At 46.6% G+C, this 14496-nt stretch carries 11 protein-coding genes; 3 read left to right on the forward strand and 8 right to left on the reverse strand.

Annotated elements, in window-relative coordinates; all coding sequences use genetic code 11:
- Positions 1-213: 213 nt before the first annotated feature.
- Positions 214-342, forward strand: coding sequence for a hypothetical protein (locus JGK39_RS28450; RefSeq protein ID WP_293298289.1), 129 nt, complete (start codon positions 214-216; stop codon positions 340-342).
- Between the two features lie 138 nt (positions 343-480).
- On the opposite strand, the gene JGK39_RS28455 is transcribed toward JGK39_RS28450, so the two are convergent.
- Positions 481-1581 (reverse strand): M24 family metallopeptidase, encoded by a 1101-nt coding sequence (locus JGK39_RS28455; RefSeq protein WP_293298293.1) that lies wholly within the window; start codon positions 1579-1581, stop codon positions 481-483.
- Positions 1582-1781: 200 nt separating this feature from the next.
- The gene (gene galT, locus JGK39_RS28460) at positions 1782-2867 is read right to left on the reverse strand and encodes a galactose-1-phosphate uridylyltransferase (protein WP_293298311.1); all 1086 of its coding nucleotides are present in this window, start codon (positions 2865-2867) and stop codon (positions 1782-1784) included.
- A 572-nt stretch (positions 2868-3439) separates the two neighbouring features.
- Here galT and JGK39_RS28465 point away from each other — a divergent pair.
- Positions 3440-4489: a hypothetical protein gene (locus JGK39_RS28465; protein ID WP_293298295.1), complete on the forward strand. Its 1050-nt coding sequence runs from the start codon at positions 3440-3442 to the stop codon at positions 4487-4489.
- Positions 4490-4620: 131 nt separating this feature from the next.
- Here JGK39_RS28465 and JGK39_RS28470 read toward each other — a convergent pair whose 3' ends face one another.
- From JGK39_RS28470 to JGK39_RS28495, 6 genes are all read right to left on the reverse strand, one after another.
- Positions 4621-5721: a beta-glucosidase gene (locus JGK39_RS28470; protein ID WP_293308896.1), complete on the reverse strand. Its 1101-nt coding sequence runs from the start codon at positions 5719-5721 to the stop codon at positions 4621-4623.
- Between the two features lie 231 nt (positions 5722-5952).
- Positions 5953-7836: a glycoside hydrolase family 2 TIM barrel-domain containing protein gene (locus JGK39_RS28475; RefSeq protein WP_293256352.1), complete on the reverse strand. Its 1884-nt coding sequence runs from the start codon at positions 7834-7836 to the stop codon at positions 5953-5955.
- Between the two features lie 254 nt (positions 7837-8090).
- Entirely contained in the window at positions 8091-8447 is a 357-nt protein-coding gene (locus JGK39_RS28480; protein WP_293256349.1) for an STAS domain-containing protein, read from the reverse strand.
- Between the two features lie 200 nt (positions 8448-8647).
- On the reverse strand, positions 8648-9874 hold the full coding sequence (glf, locus tag JGK39_RS28485; protein WP_293298300.1) for a UDP-galactopyranose mutase: 1227 nt from the start codon (positions 9872-9874) through the stop codon (positions 8648-8650).
- A 139-nt stretch (positions 9875-10013) separates the two neighbouring features.
- Complete coding sequence (locus JGK39_RS28490; protein ID WP_293298302.1) at positions 10014-11306, reverse strand: glycosyltransferase family 1 protein; 1293 nt, start codon at positions 11304-11306, stop codon at positions 10014-10016.
- A 944-nt stretch (positions 11307-12250) separates the two neighbouring features.
- Positions 12251-13288, reverse strand: a complete 1038-nt coding sequence (locus JGK39_RS28495; protein WP_293298305.1) for an aldo/keto reductase — start codon at positions 13286-13288, stop codon at positions 12251-12253.
- Between the two features lie 583 nt (positions 13289-13871).
- Between JGK39_RS28495 and JGK39_RS28500 the strand changes: the two genes are divergently transcribed.
- A complete protein-coding gene (locus JGK39_RS28500; RefSeq protein WP_293298308.1) occupies positions 13872-14393 on the forward strand; it encodes a DUF4058 family protein in 522 nt (173 codons plus the stop codon).
- The last annotated feature ends 103 nt before the right edge of the window (positions 14394-14496 follow it).

Genomic DNA, 14496 nt, shown 5'->3' on the forward strand with positions numbered 1-14496 from the left:
TGGCAAATTGAGTAATCCGTCAAGATGAAAATCCATAAGCTTAGCCTCTAGCGTAAAGTTCCTATATTATACAGTTTTCACCGCAAACCCAGAAGAGCCTTAAAAATTCGGAGTCAGGAAATAGCAAAATATGCGGACGGCAGACAAGAAACAGTAGGATTAACGGAACCTGTTATCATTGAACTGGAAGGGCGCGAGACGATCGAGGCGGCAATGGTTTTAGGCGATATGGTGCTAATCGGTCAAACTGTGTTAGAAACTTTAGACTTGCTGGTAGATTGCAAAAATCAGCGTTTAGTTCCCAATCCTGAAAATCCCGAAAAGCCTGTATTGAGAGTTTAAAAAACAAGATGGCGATGTATAACCACAATAGGTTTGTAGTAAGGACTTCAGTCCTTTCTTACAGTTTGGAGCTTCTAAGGACTAAAGTCCTTACTACAAACGAGTTTTAATGCACAACATTAAATTCACAACGATCGGCTATATTTCCAGTGGCATCGGGCGCAACCTTCCCGCTACTTCTACACTCGGCCAATTCGGATCGAACGTCAAATTTTCCAACACTCCCTCACTACCAATTACAAACGTATCCTCAATTTTTGCTCCCGACAAACTCGGATTCCAAGCCACAGCCATATTTGCTGCTAAAATATCTGAAGTAGCCGGAGTCGCCACAATTTCTCGCGCCAAATATCCAGTAGTTCCGCCTTGGTGGTGTTCGCGAATTGCTTGAGGATATCCGTGCTGTTCGTAAGCTGTTTTTAGCGTATCATAAACTGAATTCAACGAGACTCCCGGGCGGCACGAATCCAACGCAGCAGCTTCAATTTCTCTGACTTGTCGGTGCAATTCTGAATGCTTTTCTTCGATAGAACCGAAACAGACAAATCGAGTTAAATTTGCATACAAACCGTTTCCTCTGGCGCAGAATACTAACATGGCTTGCTTGCCGATTTGTTCGCCGGTGGCGGTGGCGTGGCGGTACAGCGGCAAACGCCTTTCTCCAGCAACTAATGTCAGCGCTGGATGCAAACCTCTCGCCCACAAAGCCTCTGCACCGGCGCCCGCTAATTGATATTCTGTCCATTCCGGTTTGGCGGCTGAAAGTACCTCTGTCATTGCTTCGCTTGCCTTACGCCCGACTCGCCGATATCGCTCTAATTCGCTTGACATCATTGTCTGTTTGCGAGACTGTAAAGATGCGACGATCGGCGTTTCTTTGGGATGAATTGGTCGATCGCACATCACGTTACCGCCCGCAGTAATTTCATTGACAAAAGCTTCGCGCTGTGCAACATCAGCCCAAGGATAGATGTGCCTTTGAAAATTGGCTGGCAATTCTTCGTCTTGCAAGCGTTGAGCTTCGATTTCATCTGTCAGCACAAAAGCGTTTTCGGCGGTGACTAAAATTTCTGCAACTCCGGTTTCTGCGGTTAGCAATACTGTATTGGAACCGCCCGCTGTGGCCCAGGCAAACCAGTCAGTGCCGCGCAATCGAAGGGATCTCGATCCGGTTTCTGTTAAAGTTTTGCGGATGAATTCGAGTTTGCGATCGACTTCTGGGTTTAATGAGTTTATCATATAAGTTCGTAGTAAGGACTTCAGTCCTCTCTAAAGGTTTGTAGTAAGGACTTCAGTCCTCTCTAAAAGGTTCGTAGTGAGGACTTCAGTCCTCTCTAAAGGTTTGTAGTAAGGACTTCAGTCCTCTCTAAAAGGTTCGTAGTGAGGACTTCAGTCCTCTCTGAAGAAAGGACTAAAGTCCTTACTACGAACCAATTTTATTAATAGAGATTTACAGATACTGCTTGCAATTCTTTTGCTTTTTCTTCGGGTAAAGCGTCGTTAGCAAACATTCCGGCGGCGAGTTCGGTTCCTGCTAGGTATTTTAGCCGATCGCGCGATCGGTAGGGCGGATAAAACTGGGCGTGCAAATGCGCCTCCGGGTGAGGCTTTCCGTCTGTGGGGCCTTGAAACCAAGCCATCAAATAAGGGAATTGGCGGTGCCACAAACCGTCGTATTTAAGGGCGACTGTTTTTAAGGCTTTGGCGAGCGATCGGCGCTGTTTTTCGGTAAGATCGATAAATGTGGCAACTGGTGCGATCGGCGCAATCCACACTTCGTAAGGGTAGCGGGCGCAAGCGGGCACAAAGGCGATCGCATCTTCGTCTAAATAAAGAATGCGCTGTTTGTCAGCTATCTCTTTTTGAATCAAATCTTGCAGCAAACCGCTGTTATTTTTTTGATAGTAAACCGACTGACATTCTAACATCCGCGCTGGCACCGGAGGCACGAACGGATAAGCGTAAATTTGACCGTGGGGATGGTGCAAAGTTACTCCGACTTCGACGCCGCGATTCTCAAACGGTAATACATATTGAATTTCGGGATTGCTGCCAATAACTGAAGTGCGATCGGCCCACACTTCTAACAGCAATTCTAAGTGACTTAACTCCAAAGAACCCAACGAAGCCTGCGGATCTTGAGTGAAAACAACGACTTCGCAAATGCCCTTAGCGGGCAAAGTTTCGACAATATTTGCAGGTGCGTTTTTTGCCTGCAAAGTCATCGAGGGAAAGCGGTTGTCAAAAACAGCTACATCGTAATCTCCCGGCGGCAATTCTGTCGGAAACTTAGGGTTAATTGTCGCAGCCAGCGGGTTGTATTCCGGCGGCGGCATGAATGTTCTGCCCTGGCGGTGGCTGGCATATGCTACCCATTCCCCCCGCAAAGGATGCCAGCGAAAGTGCGGGTTTGCTTGTACGGGCTCGTTGCTGGGACTTACTGCCGCGATGCCTTCTGGGATTGGGTAGCGGCTGTAGAGTTTCAGCGGGCGGCCGTCTGGTTTTAGCAATGTTTGGGAGTGCATTTTTTGGTAGGGGCGATCGTTTTTATGAGTCCGGGACTTACGCATTAAAGCCCAAGAAACCGGGTTTTTTACTTTAAGTGCTGGCTTCGAGGGAGGATTTTTGTAAAAAAACCCGGTTTCTAACTGCCGCCTGCGTCTGTGACTGTCGATTTTAGGAGTATAACTTCGTGTTTTGAGAATGCGCCCCTATCTAAAGTCGGAAATTATGTTGATAAGTCAAGTTAGGAGTGCGAATTTAAGCCGATCGTCCGCGAGTCCGCCAGGGGTTTAAACCCCTGGCGTCGGGCGAAAGTCCTCTAAAAAATGATAAAGTGTCCAGCGATCGCCCTATATAATTAAGCGTCTGAGTTCAGAAACCGGGTTTCTTTCTAGATATCTCGCTACCCACCCAGATTTTTCGTAGAAACCCGGTTTCTTTCCTTAGCCTCGGAGCTCAAACAAAAACCGGGTTTATTCCCCTACCGCGTTTAAATTATTCATGCAACTTAAGAGAATGGTAATATACTAAAAGTACAATTTAAGTGCGATCGCTCTGATATAATTAAATTGCTATTCTATCAAATCTCTATCAGATGTACATACCTGTTACTTTCGACGGCGGTATTCAAAGAAACGAAGCCATAGAAATCAAAGCCAGAAACTTTAAAGAGTTAAACTTACAGGAAAGACATATTGAAGAGTTTTTGCGCCAAAACATTAATTTGCTCTTTGGAGATGACGAAACTCTTCTAGTTGTTGGTCAACAAGTTCGTAATGCAAGTAACGGGATTAGCGACCTGACTGCCATTGATGCAGATGGCAATATTGTGCTGATCGAGATTAAACGCGACGTACAAGACATCAAGGCAAGAAAAGAACCTTTTGAATTTCAAGCTATCAGGTATGCCGCGAGTTATGCCAAAATTTCCACACCTGAATCTCTTGTAGAGTCGGTCTATAGCTCGTATATCGAGATACACAAAGATGAATATGAATTAGGTGATTTGACTCCTAGTGAAAAAGCGAGACGAGAGTTAAATAAATTTTTGTCCAGCAATGACGCACTCAAAACCTTTAATAAAAAACAACGAATCATACTTATAGCCTCATCCTTTGACGAGCAAACCCTCTCTGCTGTTGCTTGGTTGATTTCAAATGGGGTGGACGTTATTTGTCTTAATATTACTCCTGTTTTTATAGGAAAGCAAGGTTTTTTGAGTATTGAAAAAATTTTGCCTCCGGCACAACTGGATGATTTTTATGTGGGTTTAGCCGGAGTAGGTTCTACAATTAAGGGAGACATTATATCGACTGCTGCTGCCTTTAATAGAACTTGGCTACCTCGAATGGACGAGCTGTTTGAGTGGCAATTAATCCAAGCTGGGGAGAGCCTTGAAATTAAAGAATTTGATAGCTCGGAAGCTATAATAATTGACGATACATTTGTCAGATTTAAGGGAGAAGAAATTTCTTATAATAATTGGGGCAAGAAAGTTACTGGGTGGTCTTCTATAAATATTTATCAATGGGCAGTGCTTGGTTCGACTAAGAAGACATTACATGAATTAAGAATGGAAAAAATGGCAGAGTTGGAAGCCAAAGCCAGTCAAAGTGAAAAAGTTCAAAACGAAGATGTTGGATAAATTATATCCAAAATTGTGAAAATGAATCTTAGAGTTTGTCCGATCGTTCTTAGGAGTGAAGCGAATGTTAAAACTATTAATTATTTGATTGTCAAAAAAGGTGCGCATTGCGCACCCTACAGAAGCACTTATCAATCCTGCGACTTCAACAGCGGTTCAATCTGCTGCCGTTGAAACTGCAATTCATCCGCCAAAGGCTGATAAATCTCTCGATCGCCCAATTCATCGCAATAATCCCACAAACCATTGTAACAGTGCCTGTCATCATCCCAACCAGGATGGTTAACAATCGGATACAAACAAACTCCGTCTATCGGAACGCCCGCTTTCATTGCCACCGCTACCTCACTGCACACATAATTGAACCAGACAGGTCTAAAATCGTCTTCAGTGCCTGTTTCTGCTACGAATAAGGGCCGGCCGTAGCGATCGAACACTTCCTGCAGCATTTCGCTAAACGGGCGGTACAGCGGATCGGTGTATTTCATGGGTTCTTCATTGTGAATCCACTGATTGCGATCGTAATAATTCACCCCAATAATATCGAGATATTTTTCCTGACCGCCGATCTCGGGGCGAAAGCGTCCCGCCAACATATCCCAAGCTTGATATTGAGATAAGCGATAACCTTCCGCCGCGTCTTTATCCTCCGGTTTGTCAGGATCGGCAATAATATTAATTACCGGGTCAATCTGAACGATGCGGGTGCTGGGTTCGACTTCCCAAACTGATTCGATCGCTGCGATCGCCGCTTTGATTAACTGAATTTTCAGTTCGTCTCCCCGCCCTTTAGCAAAGGGATTGATGTAAGCGACATCGCCGCCGGCCCAGGCAATAAATGAAATTTCATTGACAGGCGTTACAAAAGGTGTTTGGTCTGTTTCTGAAATTAGCACCTGCATAAAAGCGCGCACCATCTTCGCAAACCGGGAGACGAATTCGGGACTGAAAATATCAATATCGTCGGGCCAGCCGTAGTGAAACAAATCCCAAATTACCTGCATTTTTGTGTCGCGGGCGGCGCGAATTATTGGCAGGGCGCTGGAAAAATCGTAGGTTTCGGGAGTCTGTTCGATTAAGTGCCAGCGGAGGCCTTCGCGGACTGTGTAGATGCCTTGCTGTTGCAAGCGCTGGTAGTCGGCGATCGCAAATTTATCGTGGCCGGTGGCGGCTGTGACATCGAGGCGTTTTCCCGATCGCAATTTGTGGGTCGAACATTCAAATCCGCCCATGAAAAAACTTTGAAACATCATTAAACAGTTGACAGTTGACAGTTGACAGTTGACAGCGAGATTTTAAGGTTGGTAGTAGGGAATGCGAGTCCTTAAATATTTCTAAGAAAGGACTAAAGTCCTCACTACAAACGGTATTTTGGTTTGTAGTGAGGACTTTAGTCCTTCCGATCTTTAAGAAAGGACTAAAGTCCTCACTACAAACGAGATTTTGGTTGGTAGTCTATCGATTTAGCACTGAGTAATAGCTTGCGGCTGCGAACTTTCTTCGGGAATATCCCAGCCGAGAGTTGCCGCCGCGATCGCCTGTAGGGGAAACTTAGGAGTGCGATCGGCATACAGCAAACCGTTAGCTTCTTGGAAAGTATCGGTCAACTGCGTGTAACAAAATCCGCTGAACATTTCCACTCGGTTTACCACGTGCAGCAGCGCCGTGTAGCGCCTTTGCAGTTCAGAGGTGTCCGACGCCCGCACGTAGCCCCAAACCCTGTGAAAATCGGGGTTTTCGCGGCCGGCGCAGGCGATGCCACCGAATTCTGTCAGCATCACGGGCTGTCCTTGGTGCGGGTGTCCGTCGAGGGTGAGGATGCGCCCTCCGGGACGCCCGCGATCGAACAAATCCGCTAGCTGGACTTCTGGCCCGTAGCGCTTTGCTACAGTTTGCGGGTTGTTGTCGTAGTCGTGAATCGCCAGGATGTCGGTATCGATGCTTTCCCAGCCGTCGTTACCGATGACGGGGCGAGTCGGATCGAGAGTTTTGGTCAAGAAATAAAGGGCTTGCACGTAGTTGCGGTGGGCTGCTGCTTCGACTAAATTCGGAACTCCCCAAGATTCGTTGAACGGCACCCAGACTACGATACAGGGGTGGCTGGCGTCGCGATCGATCGCTTCCGTCCACTCCCGCGTCAGCCTGTCAACGGCCTTGGGAGTGAAGCGGTAGGCGCTGGGCATTTCTTCCCAAACTAACAGCCCCAGCACGTCGGCCCAATACAAAAATCGCGGATCTTCGATTTTTTGGTGTTTGCGGACGCCGTTGAAACCCATTGCTTTGACTAATTCGACATCGCGGCGCAAGGCTTCGTCGGAGGGCGCAGTCATCAGGGTGTCGGGCCAGTAACCTTGATCGAGCACCAGTCTCAGGTAGTAGGGGCGGCCGTTCAGCATGAAGCGATCGCGCTGAATGCTGACAGTCCGCATCGCGGTGTAGGATTTAATTTCGTCAAGCAGTTTGCCGTCAGCCCACAGCTCAACTTGTGCGTTAATTAATGTAGGTTTTTCGGGACTCCACAGCAGTTCGTTGCGGTAGTCGTCGATCCCCGGGTCTGAGAGGGCGATGCGGCGGTGGATTTCGCCGTTGATCACTTCGTAGGTGTCGTTAACCAGCAGCATACAGCCGATCGACAGTTTAACTTTAATTTGAATCCCCGACTGGCGATCGCCCGCCACAAACGCCTCAAAACCGATTTCCCAGCGTTCAAACTGGGGAGTCCAGCGGATGCGATCGATATAAGTGTGAGGCACCAATTCCACCCACACCGTCTGCCAAATGCCGGTTGTACGCGGATACCAGATGCTGTGCGGCTCTATTTGCCAATCTTGCTTCCCGCGCGGTTTTGCCAAATCTTGCGGGTCGTCGTGGGCCCAAACAGTCACCCGCTGCGGCCCGATGGGATTCAAAACTGCTGTAATGTCTGCGGTGAAAGGAGTGTGTCCGCCTTCGTGTTCGATGACAAACTGACCGTTTACCCAGACGCGGGCGCGGTAGTCTACGGCGCCGAAGTGGAGGAGAACTCTGCTTTCTGTGTGGGGTACGTCAAATTCGCGATCGTACCAGCAGTTAGCGTGAAAATTCGTGTCGCCGATCCCGCTTTTTGCCGATTCGGGAACAAACGGCACTTCTATAGTGTGACTCCAGTCCGTAATGTCGATCGGCTGCACGCAGCGTCCCGCGTCATCATAAGCAAACCTCCACTTACCGTTCAGACAAATCCAGTTACTGCGGCGCAATTGAGGGCGCGGATAACCTGTTTTCCGCCCTTGAACAGTCACCTTATTGTCTAAAGTGGAAGACTCTTCAATATCGCAATTTTCTAGTTCTCTACCTAACCAACTCATCGGCACATCTACCCGAAGTTATATTTATAGATTAGCGACAATTCCCCCGACTTTCACAAGTTTTTTGCGTTCTAATTTACCCCCTAAAAAATTAAAGATTTTCACTTCAAACAGCCTGAGCTTTACTTGCGTTTGTGTCTCGCTTTTATCAACTTGTAGGGTTTGTCAGTCAGCTAACGACTCGTAAAATCAAGCTATCATTCTCACTGACGCAGCAGGCGATCGCTACAGGCCATGAGTCTTGACTGCAAAGTTTAGCTAGCAACACTTTGCAAACCTCCTAAAGGTTCAGTTAGGTCACTTTTGAGGAGAGGTTCTTCCGGAGGTGGCAAACACTGAAATATCTGTTCGAGTCCCGTGAGTTCAAATAGCATTCTCACTTGTTCGCTCATGGCAGATATCAAAAGTATACATCCGCTGTCTCTAACTAATTTCATAATCGCCACTACAGCCATTAACTCCGAATTTTTCAAGAACTTGATATTTGAGAAATCGATCATCATAATTTTGCCGTCGCTTTCAATTAAGCGCTCTATTTCTTTCTGAAACTGAGGAAATAGAGAACCTTCCAAAATCTGATGAGACAAAATAATTTTCACGATCACGCTCATTTTTACCTCAACGGTTGTTTGCATTGTTAAAAAAACTTTGATAAAAACCGAGTAGGGTGCGCACTGCGCACCTTACTGATAAAAACCGAGTAGGGTGCGCACTGCGCACCTTACCTTCTCAAGCTGTCAACTGTCAACTGTCAACTGTCAACTGTTTGCTGTCAACTGTCAACTGAACCGTACCAACTCACAGCTTGCAGTTAGTTGCTAGCAGATTTGCCATTGCCGTTAACAGCAGCAACTTCTAGAGAAGCAGCGACTGGGAGTTCAGCAACTGCGTTCGACGAACTTAAATTAGAGCCAGAACCGTTAAGATTGTCCGCGAATTCAATCACCGGCTTGGTCGTAATTTGAGTGTAAGTTGTCAGAGCTTGAGCGACAACTTGATCCATGTTGTAATACCTGTAAGTCGCCAGCCTTCCCACAAAAGATACTCCCGGAGTCGCATCAGCCAAAGCCTTATATTTCTTGTATATTTCCGCATTTTCCGGACGCGGAACCGGGTAGTAAGGGTCTCCCTCAGCCTGGGGATATTCGTAGACAATGCTTGTTTTTTGATGCTCTTGTCCCGTGAGGTATTTAAACTCCGTGCAGCGAGTATATAAATGCTCGTTCGGGTAATTTACCACCGGTGCTGCTTGGTGTACGGGTACGTTCAGCGTCTCGTGCTTGAATTCCAAGGAACGGTAAGGCAGTTTCCCGTAGCAATAATTGAAATAGGAATCCACCGGCCCGGTGTAAATCATTTCACCGTAAGGAATAAAACCTTCAATCTCCCGGTAGTCAGTATTCAGCATCACCTTGATGTTTGGGTGAGACAGCATCTTTTCAAACATCCGAGTGTAGCCGTGCAGCGGCATTGCTTGGTAGGTATCGGTAAAATAGCGATCGTCCCGATTAATGCGGGTGGGTACGCGCGCAATCACTGATTTATCGAGTTCCGACGGATCCATTCCCCACTGTTTGCGGGTGTAGTTGCGGAAGAATTTCTCGTAAAGTTCGCGGCCGACTTTGCTGACTACAACATCTTCGGAAGTGCGAATGTAATCCTTTGGTTCTGCTACTTTCGCGAAGAAATCTTCTACTTCAAATGATGTGAGATTCAGTCCGTAAAGTTTGTTTACGGTGTTGAGATTGATGGGAATTGGCAGCAGTTGACCGTCAACGCTGGCGAGGACGCGGTGTTCGTAAGGTCGCCACTCGGTGAACTGCGAAAGGTACTCGAAAACTTGGCGCGAATTGGTGTGAAAAATGTGGGGGCCGTATTTGTGAACTAGGATGTCGTGATTGTCGTAATGGTCGTAGGCGTTGCCGCCGATGTGGTTGCGGGTATCAATTATCAAGACTGTTTTTCCCGCCTGATTTGCTAGTCTTTCGGCAATAACGCTACCTGCAAATCCTGCTCCGACAATTAAATAGTCAAACATTAAAACACCTCTGATTTTTTAGGTAATTGGTAATTGGTAATTGGGAATTGGGCATTGGGCATTGGGCATTGGGCATTTGTAACAAATAACCAACAGTCAACAGTCAACAGTCAACAGTCAACAGCCAACTGACTAATGACTAATGACTGCTGACTAATGACTTCTTCCTTCTAACTTCGATCGCACTTTCGATCAACCCCAGCATTTCTCCCCAGGTATTGTCCCAAGAATTGTCAGCTAAAAAAGCATCTACTTCGCCCAGCCACTTGGTGCGATCGTCCGAAGTTTCGCCCATGATTTCTTCAGCAGCAGCAACGAATTCTGCAACATTGCTAGCAATCCGAACCAAGTTGTTTTCTCCGTAGGGGCGCACCACGTCGCGGATCGGAGTAGAAATCACCGGTTTGCCGGCAGCGAGATATTCGGGAGTTTTCGTCGGACTAATAAATTTAGTCGATTCGTTAATAGCAAACGGCAGCATTGCTATATCCCACCCGCCAAGATACCCTGGCAGTTCTTGATAAGATTTGCCGCCGAGATAGTGTATGTTTGGGTGAGTTGGTAGAGTAGCCGGGTCTATTTTTACCACCGGGCCAATTATCACTAAATGCCAGTCCGGCCTCGCTGCGGCAATGCCGCCCAACAGTTCGATATCCATGCGTTCGTCTACGACGCCATAAAATCCCAAACGCGGGTGAGGAATGTCTTTTTGATCTGCCGGTTCTTCTGAAAGATTCCTCGCTGTAGCAAAGTGTTCTTTTTCGATGCTGCTGGGGAAAGCATGAATGTTTGGGTGCTGGTGCTGTTTGGCTTCGTAGAGGCTGTGTCCGCCTGTAAATACGACGTTGGCGCGCTTTAATAGTTGGGTTTCATTTGCTTTTAACTCCGGGTGCGCGCCCTGAAATGCTGACAGTTCGTCCATGCAGTCGTAGACTACAGATAGCGGCTTTAAGTGGTTGGTGAAACTGACAGCCATTGGTGTGTAATACCAGAGGATGTACTGGCTAATTTCTGCTGCTTGAAACAAATCATCTAGCATGGCTTGCTGAGCAGTTTTTGCTGTTTCTTCGCCGATTCCTTCGCTCAGGTGCGGTACTATTACCCAGACTCCGGTTTCGTGGATGCTGACATCAAGGCGCCAATCTGTTGCGGCGCTAAAAACAGGTTCTTCTACAAAGAATACGCGGCGATTTTTGGCACAGCGCCCCAAGAGATGTTGCGGACGCTGATAGACGAAATTCCACCGCAAATGAGACAGGCAAACTAAATCCGGTGCATCTAAAGCAGCAGTTGTTGATAAGTTAGCGCGCAAGGCGGGCGAGGGTGCGAATTGAGAGGGGGATTTTGCTGGATCTATAGAGGTAAATCGGATTTCCCATCCTCGACCTTTATTGCTATAATTTTTGTTTACTGAGTTTTCGGGCGGGGACATAATTAGCCTCGGGAATTTGTAGATGAAAATTTGTGAGGAAAATTTGAGTCATGAAAAATTGTCAATAGGATATCCTTCCCAGCAGTGTCTTACTGAAATTTGCAAGCATCAATCTGAGAATTTTTATTGACGAGCAAGCGCCGCATTTATTAGACCAAACAAGGCAAGTGCTTAGGTGCGGAAAAACACGCTTATCTGTTTTTTTCAGAACTGAAAGTGGAGATAAGTTAATATTGTTTGACTTGCTATTGTTGTTAAATCTAACTCAGTTTTTCTGCGATTACTTCTATCTGAAGGATGACTTCGAGGGCAGGGCGTGCCTAGTTTGCACGCTTTTCAAAAGCGGTTAAAATGCCGATCGCTCTTGTAAAATGACTCTTAACTGGCAGGTACGGGCTAAAAGCGAGCGAGTTTTATTGCTGTATTGGGTAGAGTAGAGAAAATTTGCGATCGAGCTTTTGTTGCCCTTTGCTTTAACAAAGCTCGCGTTTTTTCAACTTATCCGAGCGTAAATCTGCCAATTTGTATCTTAATATACAATGTTTTTCCCGAGATTTATGACTTCCGATAGATTAACAATTGACCGTTTATGTATTCGGGTTAAACCTACACCTGGCAGCCTTCTCAACTATACCGGAGAAACGGGGTAACAGCCACGATAAACCTATAATTTTACGCGATTATGCGGCAAGAAACCAAGGTGACAAGATTGGTGCAAGATGTGAGATTAAACTGACGCCCCGAGCACAAATCTCAATCATCCCTCTAAGGGCGGGTTTGCCGATATCTGTGATTCCTACACCAAATATCCGCGCACACCCGCGACTAGAAGATAGCAGCAACAGCCAAGACTGTGAGGACGTTCTTAATTGCTGTAACGCTATTTTTCCCTCTTCCTTCTTCCTTCTTCCCTCTTCCTTCTTCCTTATGCTGTAGCAGCAACTTTACAGTCGGCGGCTGTCAATTTTGGCGATTCCCCCTCCAAAGGCAAAATCTTGCACCATCGAACTCTTTAAGAAATCGTGGGGAAAACCCAATTCAATGGCACTTACTTTGTCTAACTGCTGCATTTGTTCGGAGGTTAATTCAAACTCCAAACAAGCGAGATTTTCTTGAAGTTGCGAGAGTTTGCGGGAACCAACAATCGGAATCACATCGATTGGTTGCTGGCGCAGCCAATTCAGGGCTACTTGAGAGGCAGGTTTGCCAATTTCGGCTGCTATGAAGCCAACTTCAGCAGCAATATTGAGGTCTCGATCGCTAATTTTTCCAGCTTCAGGTGAATTAAGCCGTTTAGCTTCGCCGGCGGTTTCTGAAATGTTGTATTTTCCTGTCAGCAAACCGCCTGCTAGGGGGCTCCAAGCTGTGACGCCAATATCGAAGGCTTTCGCCATGGGGAGCAAATCGCGTTCGGGAGTTCGCTCTTTTAAAGAATACTCGATTTGCAAGCCGATAAATGGTGTCCAGCCGCGCAGGTTGGCGATCGTATTTGAAGCAGAAATAATCCAAGCCGGCGTATCGGAAATGCCGATGTAGAGAATTTTGCCGGCGCGTACCAAATCGTCAAAGGCGCGCATTACTTCTTCGACGGGTGTTGTAAAATCCCAAGCGTGCAGCCACAGCAAATCTATGTATTCAACTTGCAATCGCTTCAAACTGGCTTCTACTGCTTGCACCATATTTTTGCGGTGGTTGCCGAAACCGTTGATTTCGCCATTCTTCATGTTGAGGCTGTATTTAGTTGCAACTACCCATTTTTCGCGATCGCCCCCGATGAAGTCGCCGACATATTTTTCGCTGGTACCGTTGGTGTAGAGATTCGCGGTATCAATGAAATTGCCGCCGGCTTCTGCAAAGGCGTCGAACATTTTCCGGCTTTCGTCGTAGGAACCGCCCCAACCCCATTCTTCGCCAAAAGTCATGGTGCCGAGGCAGATTTCGGAAACGCGAAGTCCGCTGTGACCTAGTAATTTGTATCTCATGTCACCTATCCGTTAGTTCATGGCTCTTAACAGTCTAGATCTAAATTTGCCGTGTGGGCATCAGCCGGAGGTGAGGGGCTTTGGGGGTGCTATCTTTGCGGAGCTCGTTGTTGAATGTTTTGTCAATTTAGGAATGGCAATTAAATAACCTAAGCGATTCCCTTGTTACCAGGTTCTGCCAGGGGGAACGCATCTTATTGAACGCCTTGTATCAGTGGTAACTCTAAGCAACCATCAGACAGTCCAGCTACCAAATCAAAGCTGTAACTCAAGCTTAAATTCGGCAATTTTCAGTTGACATTCTGATTGTAATGCTCGATCGAGTAGCCATGACTGCCAAAGTCGAAATTTGCCCGCCCGGTAGCAAAAGCGCGAGATCCCTTTTCTTCCCAAAAAACATCGCCCTTATCGCAAAATTCACCCAGTCAGGACTTACGCATAAGGCCAGAGAAACCGGGTTTTTTAGCCTTACTGTGGACTATAATGCGGATTTTCGTTAAAAAACCCGGTTTCTGACTACCCGTGCGTCCAGGATTACCAGTGCTAAAATGATTTAAAAATCAACATACCGGAATGAAGTCCTATGCCCTCACCATTTCCCGGAATGAACCCCTACTTAGAACACCCCGATTTCTGGCAGGAAACTCACCATTGGTTGATTGTTGCGATCGCCGACTACATCATGCCTCAAATTCGCCCCAAATATGAGATAGCCATCAAAAAACGCATCTATCAAATTAACGACACCAATGACAATAACGATGACTCGCTTTTAGTAGGTATCCCCGATGCAGCCATCAAACGCCAACCCAATACCCCCGAGGTTCCTACCGGTTCAGTTGCCACTGCCACTCTAACAGTTCCCACTACCGTCAAAGTGCCAGCCCCTGAAAAAATTAAACAGACTTACCTAGAAGTACGAGAAATGGCAACTAGACAAGTTGTCACCGCAATTGAAATTCTTTCTCCAGTCAACAAACGCAGTGGAGATGGCAGAATTACTTACCTCAAAAAACGCCAAAGTATTTTAGGTAGCTTGACGCATTTAGTTGAAATCGACTTGCTGCGAAAAGGGGAAGCTATGCCCGTACTTAACGGGACTTAAACATAAAATACGATAAAAATAGGTTATAATAGTTACAGAGCAAGCATATAACGTTAAAAAATGACCCATGAAAGAGACAACCCCTGCGGCGATGCCCCCCTGC

This window comes from Microcoleus sp. PH2017_12_PCY_D_A (assembly GCF_020738565.1).
Classification (GTDB): Bacteria; Cyanobacteriota; Cyanobacteriia; order Cyanobacteriales; family Microcoleaceae; genus Microcoleus.